This is a genomic window from Aeromonas sp. FDAARGOS 1416 (assembly GCF_019048085.1).
Taxonomy (GTDB): Bacteria; Pseudomonadota; Gammaproteobacteria; order Enterobacterales; family Aeromonadaceae; genus Aeromonas; species Aeromonas veronii.
The window spans coordinates 1233308-1256428 of the sequence record NZ_CP077301.1 but is presented as its reverse complement, the minus strand read 5'-3'; the positions used below and the strand labels follow the sequence as shown (position 1 = coordinate 1256428).

The window sequence follows — 23121 nt, the reverse complement described above, 5'->3', positions numbered from 1 at the left end:
TTCGCGTGAAACCTAGCGACTATGCCGGTTAACCGCGCCGGGCACCGAATAGCCGTCTGCGCCCCAGATCCACGCCGCCAGCCCCTTGCTGCACCGGCAAGGAGAGCAGCATCTTGAGGGTGCTGCTCACCAGCGCTCGCCCCTCCCCGGCCCCGAGATGGGGATCGAGCGGCGACATCAGAGAGCAGGCTAGCAACTGTCCCGTCTCGGGCAGTTCACCCACCATAAAGGTCATGTTGCCGCAAGGGAGCTGCAGGGCGAGCCGATCGCTGTTGCTGCGTACCGGCCAAAGCTGATCCGGCCCCGGCAGCACCACCACGCTCAACATCCAAGGGGTGAGCACGCAGCCGAGCCACTGTCCTTCAAACAGCACGCACTCCGCCACAATGGGCATGGTGGCGTGATAGAAGGGCAACGCCTGCATCTCTTCGCGAGCGATCCGCTCGTACTGGGCTACCAGCAGAGGCGAGGGATTGCTGGCAAAACCGGCAAACTCCTGCGCTGTCTCCGGTACTATCTCCAGCACTCTCTCCAGCACTCTATCAACCTCGCTTAAATGGGACTGCGCCATAGGCCCTCCCGTGCTTGTTCAGCTTTCTCCTGCTCAGAGAGCGGGATTGCAGGGGCACCGACACTGGCCAGCAGGGTCAAAATCCGATCCGTCGCCTCCCCCATAGCGGCCGCAACCACGGGGGTGAGGCCGATGCGCGGTTCGAGGGATTCGGGTTCGACCCCGATCAGGGTGAGCCGCTTGGGCGACTCCCCCGTCATATGCAACGCCGAGAGCACATCCGCCAGCCCCAGCTGATGGGGGGAGATCTTGCGGCCAAACAGGGTCGGGATCTCCTCATCTTTCAGGGTCACCACTGTGCCCGGCGGATTACCGCTGCGCACCGCATCCACCAGAATGATGTGATCGCGACTGGCCATCGCCTCCAGCAGCTCCATACCGGCGGTACCGCCATCGAGCAGCTCGATGCCGGGGGCGAAACGGTAGTTGCGCCCCAGCCCCTCAACGATGCGCACGCCGACGGCCTCATCACTCAAGAGCAGGTTGCCCACGCCCAGGATCAGGGTGTTCATCACAGCACCTTCACTTGGGTCGTTTCGCCATTTTGGGTATCCACCACATGCACAGCGCAGGACATGCAGGGGTCGAACGAGTGGATGGTGCGCACCACTTCCAGCGGCTTGGCCGGATCGGCTACCGGGGTGCCCACCAGCGATTGCTCGTAGGGGCCGGGTTCATCGTTGAAGTTGCGCGGGCCAGAGTTCCAGGTCGACGGCACCACCGCCTGATAGTTCTCGATCTTGCCGCCCTTGATGACGATCCAGTGGGAAAGCATGCCGCGCGGCGCCTCTTCAAAACCCACCCCGCGAAACTCCTTGTCCGCCGGGATCTCGGCCTTGATGTAGGCGGTGGTGTCCCCCTTGCCGATGTTGTCCACCAGCGCCTTCCACTGGTGCGCCAGAGTATCTTTCAGCACGCAGCAGCGCACCGCTCGACCGATGATGCGACCCATGGTGGAGTGCAGCTGTTCGGTCTTGATGGCAGAGCCGGTGAGCGCCTTGTAGATGCCGTTCAGCTGATCGAAATGCGCCACCGTCTCCGGGTGTTTGGCGGCCAGCTTGACCAAGAGGTCTGCGAGCGGCCCCACCTCCACCACCTTGCCGTAGAAGGTGGGGGATTTGACCCAGGAGTATTTGCCATCATCCTGCCAGCCGGTGTAGTTGGGCTCGGTCTTGCCCTCCCACGGCTTGAGAGGCTCGTCATCCTTGTACCAGGCGTGCTTGTTGCTCTCGGCGATGCCCTCCATCAGCCAGCTATCCTGATGACTCTCGATGGGGCGATAACCCGCCAGATTGCCATTCTCGATATAGCCGCCCGGCATCAGGAAGCTGCCACCGTTGGCATCGGTGGGGAGCTCCGGCACGCTCAGGTAGTGCTTGGCCCCCTGCCCCAGACTCAGCCACTCGGGGTAGTGAGCAGCGATGATGGCGGCATCCACCTTGTAGACCTGCTCGATAAACTCGCCAAGCCGGTCGATAAAGCTCTTCACATAGAGCAGTCGCTCGAGATTGAGCACGCTAGGTGCATCCAGATTGATGGGGTTGGCCACGCCGCCCACCGCCAGATTCTGGATGTGCGGGCTCTTGCCACCGAGGATGGCGACAATGCGGTTGGCATCGCGCTGGCACTCCAGTGCCTGCAGGTAGTGGGCCACGGCGATGAGGTTTACCTCCGGGCTCAGCTTCATCTCCTTGTGACCCCAGTAGCCGTTGGCAAAGATGCCGAGCTGACCGCTCGCCACCAGCGCGCGGATTTTGTCCTGCACCTTGGTCAGTTCATCGGCACTGTTGAGGGACCAGGTTGATACCCCCTTGAGCATGTCCGCCGCTTTTTGCGGATTGGCCTCAAGGGCCGCGGTGATGTCCACCCAGTCCAGCGCGGAGAGCTGATAGAAGTGGACGATGTGATCGTGGATGTTGTGGGCCGCGATGATGAGGTTGCGGATGAACTGGGCGTTGATCGGCACCTTGGCACCGATGGCGTTCTCCACCGCCCGCACCGAGGCGATGGCGTGAATGGAGGTACATACCCCGCAGATGCGCTGCACTATCATCCAGGCATCGCGCGGGTCGTTGCCCTTGACGATCTCCTCCATCCCGCGCCACATGGTGCCGGACGACCAGGCTTTGGTCACTTTACCGCCTTCGATTTCGCAGTCGATACGCAGGTGCCCCTCAATGCGGGTGATGGGGTCTATGGTGATACGTTGGCTCATACGTTGGCTTTCCCTCGGGCCTGATAATCTTGGTGAACACGTTCAAGTGATGGCAGTACCGGCAGCAGCCGGATCAACAGCAAATAGGCACACACCTCGATGGCAACAAAGCCCAGGGAGATCAGCACCTCCTCCGCAGAGGGGAAGTAGTGGTAGCCATTGCCGGGGTTGAAGGCGAGCAGGGAGTAATCCAGCCGCCAGAGGGCGGCGCCCAGCAGCATGCTGAGGGCCCCCAGGAACAACATGCGCGAATCCCGGCGGCTCTTGTCCCAGTGGAACACCAGCAGCGGGAAGATCATCAGCGCAATCTCGCTCCAGAACATGATGGAGAAGCGATTGAACTCGGAGAGATACTCCGACTTGTCGTGGATGACGATCTCGGCAAAGCGCAGCGCCACAAACAGGATCAGGAAGATGTCGATCACCTGGGTCAGCTTGTAGAAGAGCGACTTCTCATTGGGGCCCCGCCCCGCCAGTCCCGCCTGCACCAGAGAGCCCTCAAATACCACGATGGAGAAGCCCATGATGAAGGCGGTCAGCAGCGAAAAGACCGGCAGCAACTCGTAGCTTTGCCAGAGCGGATGGATCTTCTCCCCCGCGACGATCATCAAGGATCCCATGGAGGATTGGTGCATGGTGGGCAGCAGAGCCCCCAGCGCCAGCACGAAGAACATGATCTTGTTGAGGCGAATGAGCGACGCCTTCCAGCCAAACTTCTCCAGCAGCACGGGCGCAAACTCCAGCGCCATCACCCCGATATAGATGGTCATGCAGACCGCCGTCTCGAACAGCACCGAGGAGGTATTGAAGTGACCGGGCAGGTAGAAGTACGGCAGGTTCCAGTAACGGCCCACGTCGATAGTGATGGAGAGACCACCGAGCGAATAGCCAAACAGGCTCGCCAACAGGGCCGGTCGCACCAGCGGGTGATACTCGCCCCGGTTGAACACATAGACAGCCCAGGCCAGCGCCCAGCCGCCACAGGCGAAACCGGTACCGATCAAGAGATCGAACGAGATCCAGAGCCCCCAGGGGTAGCCGCCATTCAGATCGGTGACCGAGCCCAGCCCGAAGACGAGGCGTTTCAAGATCAACATGCCGCACAGCACGGCAAAGGGGGCCAGCACCAGCACAGGCCAGCTGACCAGCTTGCCGCCGAGGGGATGTGCCTTGTGATTACTCATGATCCTTGCCTCCCTTTGTAGTGCCCTGATCCTTGATCTGCGCACTTCCCTGATCATGGCCATCATCGTGATGATGCTCGTGACCATTCTTGGTGTTGCGGCGAATGAGCACCGAGAGGCCGGTCAGCACCACCATGGGCAGCACCATCCCCTTGTAGAGGGTGTGCTGGATATGCTCGGAGCGAGCACCGGAGGAGAGCTCCGGCAAGTCGGGCATGTCGAGCTTGGTATAGGGCACCCCGGCCAGCACCAGCACCTGGGTGCCGCCCCCCTCCTTCTCGCCATAGACGTAAGGCTGGTAGTTGGGCACTTCGTGCAGGTAGGGGTCGTTGGCAGAGAGGGTCTGGCGCGGATAGGCATATTCGCTGCCCGGAGTCGCCAGCAGACGACGCTTGGCCTCGGCCATCAGCTGCTCGCGGGTGCCGAAGATCACGGCGCCGGTAGGGCACACCTCGACACAGCCGGGCAACTTGCCCTGATCGATCCGCTCAAGCCCCTTCTGGTTGCAGAGCTCGCACTTGTGGATCGCCCCCAGCGGATTGTCGTAGTCATATTTGGGCACATCGAACGGGCAGCCCACCATGCAGTAACGACAGCCGGTGCAGACGCTCGGGTCGTAGTGAACGATGCCGGTCTTGGGATCTTTTTTAAGAGCCTGCACCGGACAGACAGAGACGCAGTTGGGATCGACACAGTGCATGCACTGCTTCTTGATGTAGGCATAGCCATCCACCAGCTGATCCTTGTGCTCGCCAGTGCCGCTCTTCCACACCTGAATGATGTTGTTGGTGTAGGGGCTCAGCTTGTCGTTGTTGGACCAGGTTTGCGCCCCGGCTGGATTGGCCGGATTGCCGTTAAGGCGCTGGCACTCCGCCACACAGGCCTGACAGCCGACGCAGAGGGTGGAGTCGTAGAGCATGCCGAGTGCGCCGGGAATGGGCGGCTTGTTCTTGGCCGCCGCCAGTGCGGTGCCGGGTACGGCTGTGCCCGCCGCCAGCGCACCGACGGAGGCGAATTTGAGGAAGTTGCGTCTATTCACGGTTACTCCTCCCGTGATGGGTGCTGCCCGGCTTCGTGGCGCTTCTGCTGGCGACCGAGTTCACGCACCGTCATCAGACTCACCCCCACCAACACCCCGAGGGCGCCACCGATCAGGCCAGTCGCGGTGGGCGAGGTATAGCCCCCCTCCTGAATTTTCACATCGGGTTTATCCACCCGCGGAGTCGGGTTCTCGACCTTGGCGAGCTGGAAGATCCCCTTGCTAAAACCGACCCCTTGCTCGTTGCAGCCATAACAGGGGTGACCGATGCCGACCGGCCAGATGCCGCCGCCCACATCGCAGAACTCCAGAGTCGAGCAGTTGCCGTAGGTCTCCGGCCCCTTGCAGCCCAGATGGTAGAGGCACCAGCCCTGACGGTGGCCCTCGTCGCCAAACTCCTTGGCAAAACGCCCTGCATCGAAGTGCGGACGGCGCTCGCAGTTCTCGTGGATCAGCCGCTCATAGGCAAACAGCGGACGCTTCTTGCTATCCAGTGCCGGCAGCTTGCCGTAGGTGATGTAGTAGGCAACCGTGGTGAGGAAGTTGTGGGGATTGGGCGGGCATCCCGGAATATTGATGATGGGGGTGCCGATATTGCCGAGGGCCTCTTCCAGACTGACGGCACCGGTCGGGTTGCCGCCGCTGGCAGGCACACCGCCCCAGGCGGCGCAGGAGCCGATGGCGATGACCGCAGCCGCGTCACTGGCAGCACGGCGAATATGGTCGACGATGGGCTCACCGGCCACCATGCAGTAGACGCCACCATCTTTGAGCGGAATGGAGCCATCCACCACCAGCACATACTTGCCTTTATAGCGCTTGATGGCGTTGTGCTTGTTCTCTTCAGCCTGATGGCCAAAGGCCGCCGAGAGCACCTCGTGGTACTCCAGCGAAATGGTGTTGAGGATCAAGTTCTCGATGGTGGGGTGCGTGGCGCGCAGCAGCGATTCGGTACAACCGGTGCACTCCTGCGCCCCAATCCAGATCACCGGCGGCCGTTCGGGGCTGGTGAGCGCAGTGGCCATCTTGGCGACGGCATGCTGACTTAATCCCAGGGTTGCGGCCATCCCGGCACACAATTTCATAAAATCACGGCGATTAATCCCATGAGCCGATAAAAAATTATCCTCGACCATTCTTCTTATTCCCGTAGTGAGCACTTGTTTGATAAATGCTTAATAGCGGAAATGCTAAGGACTCACCCACCCTGCAGTATTGATCTCTATCAATTTCGACCGGCTTACCCCTATTTTCATAGCGAGCCACATCACAAATGAAATTAATTACCCCCAAAGAGATATTTAGCATCCCCGTAAATTTTATGAACTTAATTGGATATTAAATAATTAATCACTGCATATCCTCTCTTTCACTGTGAGCCAAATTAACATGATTGAAATCTTGGCTATACCGCTCATTTAACAATACTGATGCCCATCAATAAATGATCCATTGAATATATCTTTACTCATCTCATTGCATATTTCATACAGTCATCTACGGGTAACCTCCTGACTTGCCTCCCCACACCAGAAGGGTCTCATGGCCAGCTACCACCGGTAGCAAACACGGCCTGCAAGGCACGATTTACCTACTGTCGCTTGATATCTGCTTGCATCTTGCCTGCGCTGCAGGGAGATGATTGCTCCTGCTAGCCCACACAGTACAACCCCGCTTGGCCTCCCTGCCGTTTAACACGGCTTAGTGAAAAGATGCTGCCGAGGTATGCATATCAATACGCTCCCCCCACTCTTTATTGTCTTGGATGCTGGTGAGTAAAATATTGTGCTCACGGATATGTTTACGCATCATCGTGAATCTGCATTCAAATTAATGGTAAGAGAAAAGGCAAGGTGGAAGGCTGCCCGCAACATAGTGATCATATTTAACTCGCGATGCATTCGCTCATCCGGTTACAGATGTTACCGCCCACCTTCACACCATTTACCTTCACGTCACCCTGCGTAATTAACCATAGCGTAAATATCCATATCTATCGATATAGATGATAATTGTTCTTGTTCAATGGCAACCCTAAAAAATGAGTTGAGATGACGATGAACATGACAAGCGATAAGGGTGTTAACCATCACCCAAGCAGTGGTGCCAGCAACTGCAGCGCCTTATCGAACTCGAACTCGTTGACCGCCCGGCTCACCTCTTGAAATGCAGCACGCAGCGGCAATGCACTGCCAGCCAGATCAGCCTCAATCTGCTGACAAAGCGCCAACGCCTGGGCATCGCTCTGTGCCAGCAAGGCCCCCAACTGCTGGAGTTGCGCCGCCAGCATCCCGGCATCGATGCCTCGGGAAGCGCCCATCTTCACAGGGGACACTGCCAGCGCGGCTTCCAGCCCAGACAGCAGGGGCTTCAGCTCGGCCATCAGGGATGGCAAGCGGGTTGCGACCCCTGCATCATCCCCCTCTTCACAGGCTTGCTCGAGCAGCGCCGCCTGATCCGCCACACCGGTCGCCCCTATGGTGCTGGCACTTCCCTTGAGGGTGTGAGCCAGACGCCGGGCCGTGACCTTGTCATCCGACACCCACGCCGATTGAAAACTGGCTTCAAACCCCTGCTGCCCGTTACAGAAGCGCTGCAACATATTACGGTAGAGTGCACTGTCGCCCCCCATCACGGCCATGCCCCGCTGCACGTCAAGGCCGGGCATTTCTTGCCAAGGGGCCACATCGTCCGTCACCTGCAACTTACTGGCGGCAGCCAGTGGTCTGGCAGGCTTGATCCAGTGCGAGAGGGTCGCCAGTAACAGCGGCATATTCAAGGGTTTGGCGATGTGGTCATTCATGCCTGCCGCCAGCGCCTTCTCTTTATCTCCAGCCATGGTGCTGGCAGTCATGGCGATAATGGGGATGCTGGCCAGCGCCGGATCGGCGCGGATCAACCGGGTCGCGGTATACCCGTCCATCACCGGCATCTGGCAATCCATCAGGATGCCGTCAAACCCGCGGTCTTGCGCCAGCAGAGCGAGCGCCTGCGCCCCATCACAGGCACAGACCAGCGTGATCTGCTCCTTGCCCAGCAGGGCCAACGCCACCTCCCGGTTCATGTCGTTATCATCCACCAGCAGCAGACGAGCACCCGCCAGTCCATGACCGGGCAGCGCCACCTGATGATGGGGGCTTGCACCCGATAACACCTCTCGCCCCACGGCCTCGCCCCACGGCGCCTGACACAGTGCCTGACAAAGTGCCTGCGGGGTAAACGGATGGGCAAGCACATCACACGGCAACAACCCCGGCGCTGCGGCATGGCTGGCAAGCTGTGCGGGATCGCCCGAGGTGATCAGCAAGATCGCAGGCGGTGTTGCCAGTGTGGCAACCTCCTGCAGCACCTCTGACAACCAGCTCTCCCCCTCCAGCCAGCCCAGCACAACTCGATCACAGGGCTTGCACGCCGCGATGCCTTGATGCAGCAGTGACAGCACTGCGGCGGGCTCGTCCGCGCAGACAAGCTCAACAGGCAGCGCCGCCAGCTGGTGGAGAATGGCCGCTCGCGAAGCAGGACACGACTCCAGCAACAGCAGACGCTGCGGCGCCAGCGGCATGGCCACACGTTGCTCTTTCTCCTTACCCTGATCCGCCAGGGTGGCGAGACAGATACGGAAGTGGAACTCGCTGCCCTGCCCCGGGGCGCTCTCCACCCGGATCTCACCGTCCATCAGTTGCACCAGATTGTGCGTGATGGCCAAACCAAGACCGGTGCCACCATATTTGCGGGTGGTCGAGCTGTCAGCCTGTTCAAAGGAGTGGAAGAGACGCTGGCACTGCTCGGCTGTCATGCCGATACCGCTATCCTGCACACTGCCCTGCAGCCAGATCTTGCCATCTCGCTCGTTACTGCGTGCCAGCCGGACAATCACCTCTCCCTGCTCGGTGAACTTGATGGCATTGCTGGTCAGGTTGAGCAGGATCTGGCCAAGCCGCAGGGGATCGCCGCACAAACGGTCAGGCAGATCAGCGGCCAGATCGAACAGCAGCGCCAGCCCCTTTTCCCGCGCCCGAAACGCCGTAAGATCCGCCAGCCACTCGAACACCTCGTTGAGCTGGAAATCCACCTTCTCCAGTTGCAGCTTGCCTGCCTCCATCTTGGAGAAGTCAAGGATGTCGTTGAGGATCCCAAGCAGGTTGTTCGCCGCTCTGTCTATCTTGCTCACATAGTTGTGCTGCTCGGGGGAGAGGTTGGTTTGCAGCACCAGATGGGCCATGCCGATGATGGCATTCATTGGCGTGCGGATCTCATGGCTCATGTTGGCCAAAAATTCGCTCTTGGTTCGGGTGGCATCTTCGGCGATCTGCCGGGCTTCGAGCATGGCGGCCTCCGCCTGCTTGCGGTCGCTGAAATCGAAGATGATCCCGTCCAGATAGATGGCCTTACCCTCGGCATCATAGGTGGCGAGTCCGATAGAGTAGACCCAGCGGAGCTGACCCCAGCGATCGAAGATGCGGTACTCGTTGATATATTGCCGATGTTCGGCAATAGCCTCGATGGTGTTGCGGTTGCTCAGTTCGAGGTCATCGGGATGGATCAAGTCTCCAAAATCGCGGCTGTTGCCTACGCCGACAAAATCGCTGGCGGGATAGCCGGTTAATTTTTCCGCCTCGTCGCTGACGAACAACATGGTCCAGGGATGATGAGGCAAGCAGCGATAGACCATACCCGGTACGTTGCGCACCATGGACTGGATCCGCTGCTCGCTCTCGTGCAGCCGCTGGCGATCTGCCGCAATCCGATCATGGGCCTCCCGCATGGCCTGCTCGGCGGCACGGATCGGGGTGATATCAACCAGGCTGCCGACCGCGCCGCTACGCTCGCTCTCGGCAAGTTCGATCCCCGAGAGAAAATAGAGCATGTCCAGAGGACAACCATCCGGTGAGAGCAGACGCACCTCATGCTGCGTTCTGGCCTGACTGCCCGCCACCCTCTGCAAGGTGTTGCCCTCATCCACCGCATCCAGCCCGGCCAGTTGCGGCAACTCAGCCAGCCGCTTGCCCTCGACCGGGCGGGCGCCACCAAATGCGCTGGTAAAGGCACGATTTACCCCCAGCAGGCGACCCTGATTGTCGGTATAGAAGAGAGGATGTGGCAGGGTATCGATCAACGCCTGCTGGAAGGCTAACTGCTCGTTGCGCTCGCGAATGCTGCGGCGACGCAACATCCGCCCCTGCCAGAGCAGGGCAGAGATCAGACAGATCAACAGGGCGGTCCCGAACAAGGCTACTCGCCGCCATCCTGAGACGGCCTGCTCCACATTGCCCAACAGCAGCAGCGTCCACTGCCCTTTGGCATCGTACCACTCGATGGGCATGCGGCTCACCAGATAGCTATCTTTTCCGATCCTGACCTCACTGCCATCGAGTGCAGGCAGGATCACCGGCTGGCGGTCCGGTGCAAAATAGTGTCCATAGAGTCGAGAAGCAAAGAGCTGCTGTTGCCTGACGGCAGAGTTCGGTCCCACCACCGCCATTTGCCAATCGCTCTTGTTGCTGGCCATCACCACCCCATCGGGCGAGACCAACAAACCGATGGTATCGCCCCACCCGGCCAGAAAGGTATCGAGCAGCGTCATCTCGTAGCGCGCAACCACTACACCGGTAATGTCACTTCCTTGCGCCCGATCGTGAGAGACTGGCGCCGCCACATAGATCATCCGCTTGCCGGTATTGAGGCTAACCCCGGCATCTACCGTTTCCAGCCCCTTGAGCCCTTGCCTGAAGTAGGAGCGAAACGACACATCCTGCCCGACGACATGGCGGCCAAGCGCATCCCAATCACGGACAATCACCCCTGCTTTATTGGTAACAAAGGCATGATTGGCCTTCACCCCCTGCGCCAACACCTGCAGAGCTTCGCTCGGGCTCAGCTCCCCCCGCTCGAGCAGTGACGCTTGCTGGATCTCGCGGTTGAGGCGGCCAGCCAGTTGCACCGCCCCCATCCCCTTGCTTGAGAGGGTCAGTTGCTGCAGATTGTCGCCCTCGCGCTGAATGCGGGTATCCAGCGACTGGCGATACTCCTGCCGCTCCAGCTCCAGATAGAAGGCATCGACCAGCGTGGCCAACATCAGGGAGAGCAACAGCACGGCAGTAATGTGCCAGAGACGCGATTTCATGGTTGACAGCATGCTCCATCGTTCTGCCTGACCATCATCAGCACCACCTCACAGGACAAAACGTGCAATAAAAGGCACTCACCGAGCAGCGCATTCATCAACTTGTGGCAGCCACTCTTATCACCAACCAGCAGCACCATAGGATGAGCCGCGCTCGGGGCAAGATGTTCCATATCTCGTGATTCTCCCTGCCAAGATGGAGGATGGCGACCCCTGCCAACCTCTCTCACACCATAACGGATCCCCCGACAGGCAGCCATGACAACCCGGTTGAAATGTGCGCACAACCCGACAGGAGCCAGCAACTCACAAGGGATAAATCGGATACAAGAAAAAAGTGGATATGGGGTAATGGCGGTTGTACACCATCAGAAGATGGGTCAGCACCAACGGTATGATGATATCGGATTGCTATCTTTATCACGTTGGGTGATGAGCCAGCTTGCAGATTTATATTTCCAGCGCAAGGTAGCAGAGGTATCGGTTGACCAGGGTCATGCACCCTATATTATCATGCTCAAAATGAGCTGGCAGGATACAGCGACAGATGGGCACATCAGATAGCCATATGGACATAGCAAAAATAATTTCCGGGCCCACGCTGGTACTGGAAAAAGATAATGTGCACAGCGATGCGCTATGCAATCAGTTACGAGCCATTGGCATAAGCCAGATTACGGTGGTGGAGAGTGTCGAGGCGCTTGAATGTTGCGTGGCTGATGGCCCTGCCGCCATGATCATCTGCAATATCGATCTCGATTCGGCAAACTTGCTCACGCTGCTGAAAAATATTCGCAGTAGGGCACCTCATCACACACTGCCATTTTTGACCCTGACCTCAGGGACAGATCGCCCATTGCTCGAACAATTTGTCCAGGCGAAAGTCTCTGACATTATCTTGACCCCGCTCAAGCCCGATACCCTTAAAACCAGGATCACTCGGCTGCTGTTGGCAACCAGCCAGTCGCAGCCCCCACTTTCACAATTTGAATTCGGTCGTTTGCACCATTTTTCCAACAGCGATCTGGTCGCCAGCAATCAGGATAGTCCAACCATTCTGGTGGTTGACGATGTTCCAGATAATTTGATGCTGATCACCTCGGTATTTCGCAAAGAGTTTCATCTCAAGTTGGTCAAGGATGGCGAAAAAGCGATCAGGATCTGCCAATCGGATAATCCACCCGATCTGGTGCTGCTCGATATCATGATGCCCAACCTGAACGGATTCGATGTCGCCAGAATTTTGCGTGAACATCCCCACTCAGAGCACATCCCCATCGTCTTTATGACAGCACTGGATGATATCTATTCCCGTAAACGGGCGATGAAACTGGGGGCCGTCGATTTTATCACCAAGCCGATCGACATCGAGATGCTGCGTTTTCGCATTGCCAATCTGATGCGGCTGGTGCATGCCAGAAGAGATCTGCAAAAAGAGTTCGATCAGATGCTTGAGCTCAATGCGCTCAAAGAGAGCCTCGAGTTCAATATCCGCTATGAAATTCGGGAGCCCCTGCTCAACGCGCTACACCTGCTGGAAGAGCTGGCGGCCGACTCATCGCTCAACATGCTCCAAAAAACCCAGCTATCCATCACCAGAAAATCTGTAGGCGATGCGCTGGCATTGACCCGGCTGGCCAGCGAGATTTACCAGATTGAAACCGGCACCTTTGTTTTGAAAGCGGGTAAAGTCCAGCTATTTAATATTTTCAACCGGCTTTCGGTGCAATTCAAAAATCTCTATGCCGATAAAAAGCTCGATATCAAGCTGACCAAACCCCAAAATTACCTCTATGACGAGCTATTCATCGCAGGTGACGAATTTCTCTGTTATTCCGCGTTTCAAATATTGACACGGCTCGCTTGTGAGCATGCGGCGCCCTCCTCCTGCGTGGAAATTGTCTGTCTGAAATACCCCGACAGCATTATTTTAAATATTGATAGCTCGACCTTGCTGGATATCAACAATGTCCTCTCTCTGTTCGACAGATTCCCATCCTCTAATAACAACAAAGAAGCACACAGTCACAATGGCTATCATGGCAAAATCATGCTGGAAGCCCATGGCGCCACCGTTACTGTGTCGCTGGATGAAGAAACCAGGCTGCTGAATATCTCGGCGCACTTCCCGCAAAAAGAGGGTTTCAATCCGTATCCAGAGTGAAAAGAATCACGATCACAGAATTCTGCGGTAACATCGCCGTGGATCATTTTTGGCTACTGCGATGGGTGAATAAAAAAAAGGATTTATCACCCCTTTCGATTTATCGTCATCTGGTGGTTTACGCAACGGGGTCTCTTTAATGCAAGCAGCAAGGGCGAACACCATGAAGCTACCTATTATCCTGTTGGGTTATCTCATTTATACCCCACTCAACAAACCCATCCATTTAAGGAGATAACATGAGTCTCATTCGCCGCGTTATCCCCTTGTATGTTCATATTGCCCATCTGTTTCTGGGTTTATTGCTGGTGTTTGCCTTGATCACTCTTGGTCACCAATATCGGCAAACCAAAACCATGCTGATGAAAGAGGCGGAAGACAGATTCACCCTGATTGGCCAAATCACCACTCAGGCTTTAGAAGGGCTGTTCAGCACCTCAGCTTTAAGCGTCAATCTGCTCGCCCAACAGCGCCTGACCGAAGCCAAGACCCTGTCAGAGCGAATGGCCAGCCTTCCCTACATGACAACCCTGCTCAAAGGACAACCTTCTGCCAACGCGGTGTATGCCGGTTACAACAACGGCGATCTATTCTGGCTCATGCGCTGGCCTGCCGACACCGAGGTACAACACCTAACGCCGCCCGCCAATACCCGCTGGATCGTGAAGAGCATCCGGCATCAAGAGGCAACCACTCTTACGGAGACCTTCGCGCTGGCCGACAATCTCACCATCATTGAACGGCAAGAGGAATCAGGACAATTTTTTGATCCAATAGAGCATCCATGGTTTATTCAGGCCAAGCAGAGTGGACAGTTAGTGCAATCCCCTCTCTATATCTCGCACGATACTCAGGAGATGTACCTGAGTTTTGCCGAACCAATGCAAAATGGGGCTGGCGTCATAGGGATGAGCCTGAACCTCCGAGCTATCGAGCGCCTGCTCAAATCTGCCAAGATAACCCCCAATATGCGTCTAGCCATCGTCAATGAGCAGGGCGAGCTAATGACAAGTCATAAAGGTGGGATGGTGATTCATGAAAATGGCGCTTATCGACTTGCAAGAGTGACCGAAGCCGACCTGCCTATGATCCAACACTTGATGAATGCCAGTCAGAATCAGAAGGCAGATAGTCTTTCCTTTAAATCAGAGGGCAATGATTGGCAAGGAATGCGTATCACGTTACCGGAAGCCGATGGGTCAAAATTAACCCTCTGGATTGCAGCACCTGTCGATGAGTTGCTGGCCACCGCCTTCACCATTCGCAATCAGACCTTCCTTCTGTCGGGCATCTTCCTGATCTTTGCCCTGTTCGCGGCCATCAAGCTGGCCAGAACCGCCGCCAGGCCCCTTGATGACCTGACTCAAGAAGCAGGAAAAATCGCCCACTTCGACTTCAACGATCCGATCCGAGTCAACTCCTATATTGCTGAAATCATCGATCTCTCCCAGGCCATGGGCGACATGAAATCGACCATCCAGCGCTTTTTGCAGCTTTCCACCTCCCTCTCCAGCGAGACCAGTTTCCCCCGCTTGCTGGTGCGGCTGCTCACCGAAATGCAGCAACTGACCGGTGCAACAGGCTGCATGCTCTACCTCTCCGATAGCGGCAACAAGACGCTGGATCTGGCAGGGTTGTGCTGGAATGGCGAGGTGCAGGAGCAAACGCCGATCCACAGTATCGGAACCCTCAATCAGCCAAAACATCCACTGTTCCAGAGCTTGCAAGGAGTAGAACTGGAACCCGTTGCGTTGGTCACCAGCGAATTGCAGATCCTGTTTCCCTACATCGAGGAGAGCGACACACCACTGACCTTCTGGCCGATTGCCCTGAAAAACCGTGATGGCCAACTGCTCGGCACCCTGGTGTTTCTGATCGATGAACGGAAGAAGTCACTGACCCCGCAGCGGATGGCATTTGTCAACGCGCTCTCTTCCACCGCCGCCGTGGCACTCACCACCCAGCGACTGCTGGAGGAGCAGCGCAATCTGCTGGAAGCCTTTATCCAGCTCATCGCAGGGGCCATCGATGCCAAGAGCCCCTATACCGGTGGCCACTGTCAACGAGTCCCCGAACTGACCAAGATGCTGGCAGAAGCGGCATGTGAGGCCAAGGAGGGCCCCTTCCAACACTTCTCGCTCGATGAAAAACAGTGGGAAGCAATACATATCGCGGCTTGGCTGCACGATTGCGGCAAAGTCACCACACCGGAGTTTGTGGTCGACAAGGCCACCAAGCTGGAAACCCTGTGCGATCGCATTCACGAGGTCAGGATGCGTTTTGAAGTGCTGAAACGGGATGCCGAGATTGCCTACTGGCAGGCACGTCTCCATGGGGATGATGAGGCCACGTTACAGGCCACGCTGCAACAGCAGTGGCAACAGCTGGATGAGGAGTTTGCCTTTATCGCCCGTTGCAACGAAGGGGGCGAATTTATGGCCACAGAGGATATTGCAAGGCTGCAGCAGATCGCGGGCCGCACCTGGCAGCGCACTCTCTCCGATCGGATTGGCATCTCTCAGGATGAGCTGGCGCGCAAACAGCGGGCCGCGGAGTCACCGCTGCCGGTCACCGAACCCTTGTTGGCCGATCGCCCAGATCACCTCTTCACCCGCAGCAACCGCGACCGCCTTGCCCCTGACAACCCTTGGGGATTTCAGGTCAACACCCCTGAATACCTCTATAACCGCGGCGAGCTCTACAACCTCGCCATCCGCCGGGGCACCCTCACAGATGAGGAGCGCTACAAGATCAACGAGCACATGATCCAGACCATCATCATGCTCGAAAAACTCCCCTTCCCCGCCAACCTGAAACAGGTGCCGGAAATCGCAGGGGGACACCATGAGAAGATGGATGGCACTGGTTATCCCAAGCGGCTGAAACGGGACGAGATGAGCATCCCTGCCCGGATGATGGCCATCGCCGATATCTTCGAGGCGCTGACCGCCGGCGATCGCCCCTACAAGAAAGCCAAATCTCTTTCGGAGGCCATCCGCATCATGGGATTCATGCAACAGGATCACCATATCGACCCCGAGCTGTTTGCGCTCTTTCTCCGCTCTGGCGTCTACCTGCGCTATGCCAAGCGTTACATGAGCCCGGAGCTCATTGACGAGGTGGATATCAGCCCCTATCTCGCCAGCCATTGATCGCCGCGAGGTACTCTGGGTTACCTGATGCCTGCAGTCTGGGGATCTGCATGCAGACCCGCCGTCTTGTTACCGGTGGTCACCCCGATGCGTAATAGAGATGAGGAGGATATGCACCGGACAGCCATGCTAATCCTCTCCATGGTACCTTGTTCTGACTGACCTTACGGACACTTGCCAATAACGGTAATCGAACAAAAAAACGAGAAAAATCAAAATAGATAGCCAATTAAAATGACATAATTGACTATAGTTCAATCGAACGTTTGAAAAACGTGACTACTTCACATGGAACCAGTGCAATGACCACTGAACGGGAACTGTTGATCCGCTCACTGTTTGATGAGTACATCGAGCTGTATTCATCACGGGATGATCGGCTCACCACGCGGTTTAGCGACAATTTCAGCGGTTTTGCCGGCAGCAGTGATGTTCTGGTTACCGATAAAGATGAGTGGATCCGGATAACCCGCCGCGATTTTGCCCAGATCCCGGGCAGGATCCGCCTGGAAATACTCGATGTAACCCTGCAAGATCTGGCCGCTGATGTGGTGGCTGTCACCGCCTTCTTCCATATCCATCTACCGAAATCAGAACCTATCCTCTCCCGCAGAACCGCCAGGTTGGTGCTGATTTTTCGACACGAAGCCATGGCGTGGAAAATTGCTCACAGCAGTATCTCCATCCCTTACAGTGCTGCTCGGGAAAGCGAAATTTACCCGATGACCAGTCTGGAGGAGCGCCAACATGAGCTGGAGCTCATTATCGAGCTCAGAACCAAGGAGCTGGCGGAAGCGAACCGGAAACTGGAAGCGCTCAGCAATACCGACGGGCTCACCAACATCGGCAACCGTCGTCTGTTCGACAACTCATTGAACCAGGCCTGGGAGCGCTGTATTCAGACAGAGATGCCGATTGCGCTCATCATGCTCGACATCGATCATTTCAAGCAGTTCAATGACCTCTATGGCCACGTTGCCGGTGACGAGTGCCTTCGATTGCTGGCCCATACCCTGGCGCAATCCGGGCGCCGCTCGGGGGAGTTGGTGGCCCGCTACGGGGGAGAGGAATTTGTCATCCTGTTGCCACATGTCGAGCGTCAATCCGCCTATGAAATTGCCCAACATATCCAGCGACTGATTTTTGCACTCGCGCAGCCACACGCACAAAATGCCACCGGTCTGGTGACCGTTAGCATGGGTGTTGCCTGCCTCAGACCATCGAGTCGCTGGCAGCCATCTGAACTGGTCAAACTGGCTGATGCTGCGCTCTACACCGCCAAATCATCCGGCCGTAACTGTATCAGAGTGGCGGAGTCACCCAGCCTCCCGCAACCAGTCTGCCCATAAGTCCCTCATGCGTGACCATCCTACCCGTGGGGAACCACTGCACGCTAACCATGCACGGCAAGGCTCAACGCATCCCATCGCAACATACCTTCCCACTGATCCAGTGTGCTTTGATAGGTATCCGCCGCGTTGTAATGGGCCATGGCATGCAGGCGGGCATGATGGCCAAGTCGCTTGATCACGTCGGGCATGGCATTGAGGCTGGCCAGCACCCGCGCCAGCTCGCCGGGATCGTTTGGCTGATATTTGCGGCAATTCACGTCATCGGTGAGGTGTCGGTCCCACCAGGCGCCATCGGCCGGGATCACCACGCATAATCCTGCCGCCATGGCCTCCAGAATGGAGAGGCCAAACGGTTCCTGGTGACTGGTGGAGACAAAAATGCCGCATTGAGATCGGATCTCGTCAAGATTGGCGGGGTTGGCATACCAGTGCGTGTCTGGCAACTGTGGCTGAGGCTGGCTGCAGGGTTGCAGCGTGCCCTTGGGCTGCAGATAGCACACCATCAGCTCGGGGCGAGCATCAGGGATCAGTTGATGGGCGGCCAGCATGGTCTCCAGTCCCTTCCAGCGCAGCAACGAAGCCGCCCACAAAATACGGGGCCCCCCCAAGGTCGCTTTGGGCCAATCAATCTCGCTCAAACCATTGGTAAATGGCTGCCAGTGTGACGGGAACTCGGTCTCGCCAAGCCGGGCCAGCAGCGCCGCCAGGGAGCTGCGGGTCGATTCGAGATAAAACACAAAACTCGCCCGTTGCAAGGCTCTGGCAGAGAGCCCCGAGCACCCCACTGGACCATGGATCAGCTGAACCACCCGGCACCGCAACCAGCGGGCCGCCCAGTAACAGCAGAGATCCACCCCTGGCCCGGACGCAGCTACCAGGCACTTCACCTGCCCCAGACGCAACACCAGCCAGAGGATCAGCAGGGTTTGCCACCCCTGTTTGAGCAGATAGCCGATGCCGGACTCCCGCCCCTTCAATATGTGGGGCAGCCAAAGAGGATGATGCTGACAACGTCGCCAGGAGTCGGGATCCTGGGTCAACACATGGCATGTGAGCCCGGGCATCCGTTTGGCCAACTCATCGAGCAGCACTTCGGTCGCAACCTTGGAGCCCCCGCGAAACGGGATGGGATCCACAACGATGATCTTTCCGAACACCGGCTCAGTTTGCATGCTCATCTTGCTGCTCCCTTACTCTGGCACCTTGCGGCGGCCAAACCCCAGTTGCACTTTTTGCGCCACTCTTGCCATCCCACTCGCCAACATATTGCGACCTCTGGCAAGGAGTCGTTGCCCCGCCCAATGAATGAGTGGTCGGAAGGGGGTGGGGGCCGTGGCGTGCCAACGACCAGCCAGCGCGGCGTCCCACACCGCAGTGACCCCGTCAACGTAACGCGCCACCGTGAACAACTGTGCGGCACGCAACTGAGCGGCCCGCCCCATTTCACATCGGCGCTGCGGATTGCTCAATTGCCGCCAGTGATCAGCCATCTCGGCCCAATCCCCCGGGGTTGCCAGCAAACCGGTCACCCCCTCCTCCACTACTTCAGGGATGCCGCCCACCCGATAGGCACTAACCGGGAGCCCCAACATGCCCGCCTCCGCCAACGTCAGACCAAACACCTCCTCACGGGCTCCGGAGACAAGCAGATCCACCCCGCCCCGCAAGATAGCCCCGCTGTCCGGCCGCTCGCCGAGAAAGTGGACACGCTCAGCCACCCCGAGCTCGACAGCCAACGCCATCAATGCTTCCCGCTCCGGGCCGCTGCCAATGATCAGCAACTGAGCCTCTTCCCCCGATGCCATCAGGGCAGCCAGCGAGCGGATCAGCAGATCAATCCCCTTGCGTTTGATCAATGAGCCGACGGTTGCGATGATCATATCCCCCGGGGGCAAGCCCAGCATGCCGACGACCGGCCAGTGAGCACCACCATTCAGGCGAGCGGCATCGACCCCGTTGGGTACCCGGATCAACCGATCGGCCGCGCAGCCATCCTGGCGCCAACCGGTCAACACCGGCTCGCTCACCCCGATCAGCACGCTTGCCTGATGAACCCGTAGGCTGAATCTGTCTCTTGGCTGGTAACGGGCATGGAGGTGGCACACCAGCGGTACCTGCAACACTCGACAGACCCCAACCAGCCACTGACAAGGGGCCGCGCTGTTTGCATGCACCAGCCCAATCTGCCGCTCGGTGATGAGCTCTCTGGCTCGCCGGGAGAGGCGCCGATGGGCCGCAAGATCAAAACGTGGCGCCTGCCATCCCAGCAGCAGGCTGAACGGCTCGACCATGGTTTCTACCCCGAGGGTGGTCGCCTCTGCCGCCAGAGCCGGGCTATTGCACCAGAGCAGGGGCGTAAACCGGCTGCGATCGAGGTGGGCCAGCAGATCCAGCAGGCAGCGTTCGCTACCGCGGATCCAGTCCTCTCCGTAGTGAACCAGCAAAACAGGGGTTGCGTTCATCCTCTTGCTCCCTTTGGTGGCACTGCCGGCAACCGGGTTGCCTCCTGATGCTCCTCAGCGGTGGCCTTCACCTCTGTGACCGCCTGCTGCACGTACTTGATGGCGGCGACGGCCAGCGCCAACTCCAGATAGATGGGCCAGGTAAACCCCTGGGTCAGGAAGGATCCCGAAATCACAAACCCCACCATGCTGGCCATCACCCCCTGCATCGCCGTGATCACTGCAGGAGGCATGCCAGCAAGCTGGCAACGCCAGCAACTGCGCAGGGTCACCGTCACCATGCCGATAAACAGCGCCAGCCCGACAAAACCGGTTTCAGCCAGCACCCCGAACCAGGTGGAGTGCACCGCATGATTGAGTCCATCCCAATGGGGGCTGTAGAAGAAGTAGTTGTAATAGAAATTGGACAAGCCCACCCCCACCAGCGGATGGCCCAACGCCATGCCCCAGGCCGCTTGCCAGGCGTAGATCCGCCCCATGGCCGAGGCATCGACCCCGCTCTCGGCTGCGCCGCCAGATGCCCGGTCGCTGATCCCGGCGGCGGCAAACAGCACCACCAGCGCGACCATCCCCATCGAGATCAACAGGGTTTTCGACTTCACCCGCTGCCAGGCAAACAGGCCACCAACGGCGCAGATACCCAGCAGACCACCGCGGCTCTGGGTGGCGATAATGGCGGCGGCGGTCAGCGCAAAGCCAAGCCCCCCCAGCAAACGCCCCCCCACCCCATTGCCCTGATTGAGCAGCAAGCTCAATGAAAAGCCGGCAGGAAAGAGCAGCACCAGCGCCAGATCGTTGGGATCCCCCAGCACCGAGCCCAGCTCGCGCCCTATGGTCACCCGGGTCCCCTCCACCAGCCCGATCCCGCTCGCCTTGTTGTAGAGGGCCACCAGCGCCACCAGACAGCCCGCTACCACGAAGGTACGCACCGCCAGCGCAAAATCCCCCGGAGTGCGCACCAGCCAAGCGGTGGCCAGGGTCATCAGATAGATCTTGCTGTAGCTGCCGGTCCAGGTGGCGATCGCCTCGCCCCGGTTGCTGGCAAACAGCACACCGATGGAGACCATCACAAAGAAGGCCGTCAGCCAGCTCAGCGCTGGACTCCAGTAGGGCTTGATCCGACCGGTCAGCAAAATGTGCCAGACCAGCGCACCGATGGCGGCCAGCGAGAAGAGCAGCGGGATCTTGAGGGGATAGAGCTGGGGGAACACCTCATGCAGCCGAAAGAAGGAGAAAGTGACAAACCCCAGCACCATCAAGAAGTGCCAGCGCAGGGCAAACCAGATGGCGGGAATGGCAAGGCCGAGCACCGGCAGCAGCAAGGGATGGGGCAGCCGCCACCAGAACAGTGCCAGCACCAGACAGATGGCGCTTGCCCAGATGGCTGGCGTTAGACGAGCCATGATCCTGCCCACCATTGGCCGAGCCAGACCATCGCCAGCGCCCCGAGCGAACTGGCCCAGAGGGTCGAGAGGCGATACGGCAGCGGCAGCAACCGCTGGCTCACCAGATAAAAGGCCAGCGCCCGCACCAGATAGACCAGCAGCAGGGTCCAGATCACCCCGGCGACCCCGAAGGGGGGGATGGCGAGCAGAAAGCCTGCTACCCCAAGGGCGCTGCAGCCCAGATTGATCACCATCTGGGCATTGCTCTTCTCGCCGCTAAAGCAGCCGACATTGAGCAAGTCCGAAACATTGCGCACCGCCATACCCAGCACCAGCAGCGGAATATAGGCGATCGCCCCGTGATAGCTCTCCGGGGTCAGCCAGCGAATAAGCAAGGGGGCGGTAAGCCCGACAATCCCCGCGGTGACAAACCCCAGCACCGACCCCATCACGCTGTAGTGGGCATTGAGTCGCAGTCCATCCGGCTCGCGCAGCAGCATGAAACGGCGGGGATACCACCAGAGGGCAAAGGGTTGCAGCAACAACCCCACCGCCAGCGCCAGCTTTCCCGCCACCGCGTAGTAAGCGAGCAGCGCCTCCCCCACCACATCGGCCAGCAACCAGCGATCCAGTCCGCTCAGGGCAAAGCCTGCCAGCCCGCTCACCACCAGGGGCAATCCATAGCGCAGCAGCGGTCGATAGTGCTGCCAGTCAAAGCGGATCCCGCTATCTCGCCACTGCCAGAGGCTCAGCAGCAGCGCCAGTGCAACACAGGTCAGGGTGCCGGAGGCCAGCACCCCGCTCACGCCCCAACCGAGCCAGAGCCACCAGCCGGTCAGCACCGACTGGATCACCGCCTTGCCTGCGGTCGCCACGAAAAAGAGCCGCGCCTGATTGCGCATCCGCAGCCATGCCAGTGGCACGCCGATCACCCCTTCAAACGGCAGGGCGCAAAGCACCCAGCGCACATCCGCAAGGCGGGTTTCCACCGGCAGCCAGGCTTGCACCACAGGTGCCAGCAGCCAGAGCAGCACCAGACTGGCCAGAGCGATCAGCCAGACCAGACCAAACATGCGGGCTACCACCTGCTGGCGCTCCTGCTCATCTTTCGCCAGTCCGGCAAAGCGGTAGAGGGCATCCACCAGCCCGAAGCCCAAAATAAGGGAACCCAGATTGATGAGGGTCAGCAGCACCTCCAGCTGGCCGTATTCACGAGGCAGCAGCTGATGGGTCAACACCGGCAACATCAGCAGGGAGATCCCTTTCATCAGGAGCAAGCCGCCGGCGTAATAGAGCATGGCAATCTGGTTCACACCAAGTTTCATAGGGCCTCCCAGCCACCCGAAGCATCCTGCTCCAGGTCAGCTACCGCTAATGCAAAGCCCACGCCACTCACACCTGCCCTGAAGCGATAGCCCCTCTGTGCGGCTTAACCGGCCTGAACAGGCCCAGAATGAGACTGGCATTTGCGTT

General features: G+C 58.4%; 14 protein-coding genes. 3 read left to right on the top strand and 11 right to left on the bottom strand.

Going from position 1 to position 23121, the window contains the following annotated elements; translation table 11 throughout:
* Window positions 1-28: 28 nt before the first annotated feature.
* From hybE to I6L46_RS05555, 7 genes are all read right to left on the bottom strand, one after another.
* On the bottom strand, window positions 29-571 hold the full coding sequence (hybE, locus tag I6L46_RS05585) for a hydrogenase-2 assembly chaperone (RefSeq protein ID WP_216977589.1): 543 nt from the start codon (window positions 569-571) through the stop codon (window positions 29-31).
* Complete coding sequence (locus I6L46_RS05580; RefSeq protein WP_216977588.1) at window positions 553-1083, bottom strand: HyaD/HybD family hydrogenase maturation endopeptidase; 531 nt, start codon at window positions 1081-1083, stop codon at window positions 553-555. The genes hybE and I6L46_RS05580 overlap by 19 nt, the downstream gene beginning before the upstream one ends.
* Window positions 1083-2786, bottom strand: a complete 1704-nt coding sequence (gene hybC / locus I6L46_RS05575) for a hydrogenase 2 large subunit (RefSeq protein WP_216977587.1) — start codon at window positions 2784-2786, stop codon at window positions 1083-1085. The genes I6L46_RS05580 and hybC overlap by 1 nt, the downstream gene beginning before the upstream one ends.
* Window positions 2783-3970, bottom strand: coding sequence for a Ni/Fe-hydrogenase cytochrome b subunit (hybB, locus tag I6L46_RS05570; RefSeq protein WP_005351459.1), 1188 nt, complete (start codon window positions 3968-3970; stop codon window positions 2783-2785). Before hybB ends, hybC begins: the two co-directional genes overlap by 4 nt.
* Entirely contained in the window at window positions 3963-5009 is a 1047-nt protein-coding gene (gene hybA / locus I6L46_RS05565; RefSeq protein WP_216977586.1) for a hydrogenase 2 operon protein HybA, read from the bottom strand. Before hybA ends, hybB begins: the two co-directional genes overlap by 8 nt.
* A 2-nt stretch (window positions 5010-5011) precedes the next feature.
* Window positions 5012-6145 (bottom strand): hydrogenase 2 small subunit, encoded by a 1134-nt coding sequence (gene hybO / locus I6L46_RS05560; protein ID WP_047435203.1) that lies wholly within the window; start codon window positions 6143-6145, stop codon window positions 5012-5014.
* A gap of 953 nt (window positions 6146-7098) precedes the next feature.
* Window positions 7099-11133 (bottom strand): ATP-binding protein, encoded by a 4035-nt coding sequence (locus I6L46_RS05555; RefSeq protein WP_216977585.1) that lies wholly within the window; start codon window positions 11131-11133, stop codon window positions 7099-7101.
* Between the two features lie 547 nt (window positions 11134-11680).
* On the opposite strand from I6L46_RS05555, the gene I6L46_RS05550 reads away from it, so the two are divergent.
* The 3 genes from I6L46_RS05550 (at window position 11681) to I6L46_RS05540 (ending at window position 17798) form a co-directional block, all read left to right on the top strand.
* Window positions 11681-13297: a response regulator gene (locus I6L46_RS05550; protein WP_216977584.1), complete on the top strand. Its 1617-nt coding sequence runs from the start codon at window positions 11681-11683 to the stop codon at window positions 13295-13297.
* 239 nt (window positions 13298-13536) lie between these two features.
* Window positions 13537-16449 carry an HD domain-containing phosphohydrolase gene (locus tag I6L46_RS05545; RefSeq protein WP_216977583.1) on the top strand — a complete coding sequence of 971 codons (2913 nt, stop codon included), beginning with the start codon at window positions 13537-13539 and terminating at the stop codon, window positions 16447-16449.
* A 302-nt stretch (window positions 16450-16751) separates the two neighbouring features.
* On the top strand, window positions 16752-17798 hold the full coding sequence (locus tag I6L46_RS05540; protein ID WP_216977582.1) for a diguanylate cyclase: 1047 nt from the start codon (window positions 16752-16754) through the stop codon (window positions 17796-17798).
* A 44-nt stretch (window positions 17799-17842) separates the two neighbouring features.
* Here I6L46_RS05540 and I6L46_RS05535 read toward each other — a convergent pair whose 3' ends face one another.
* The 4 genes from I6L46_RS05535 to I6L46_RS05520 are packed head-to-tail and all read right to left on the bottom strand — an operon-like array spanning window position 17843 to window position 22973.
* Window positions 17843-18979 carry a glycosyltransferase family 4 protein gene (locus I6L46_RS05535; protein WP_216977581.1) on the bottom strand — a complete coding sequence of 379 codons (1137 nt, stop codon included), beginning with the start codon at window positions 18977-18979 and terminating at the stop codon, window positions 17843-17845.
* Window positions 18980-18991: 12 nt separating this feature from the next.
* A complete protein-coding gene (locus I6L46_RS05530; protein ID WP_216977580.1) occupies window positions 18992-20263 on the bottom strand; it encodes a glycosyltransferase family 4 protein in 1272 nt (423 codons plus the stop codon).
* Window positions 20260-21666 (bottom strand): O-antigen ligase family protein, encoded by a 1407-nt coding sequence (locus I6L46_RS05525; protein ID WP_216977579.1) that lies wholly within the window; start codon window positions 21664-21666, stop codon window positions 20260-20262. The genes I6L46_RS05530 and I6L46_RS05525 overlap by 4 nt, the downstream gene beginning before the upstream one ends.
* Entirely contained in the window at window positions 21654-22973 is a 1320-nt protein-coding gene (locus I6L46_RS05520) for a lipopolysaccharide biosynthesis protein (protein ID WP_043819779.1), read from the bottom strand. Before I6L46_RS05520 ends, I6L46_RS05525 begins: the two co-directional genes overlap by 13 nt.
* Window positions 22974-23121 lie beyond the last annotated feature (148 nt).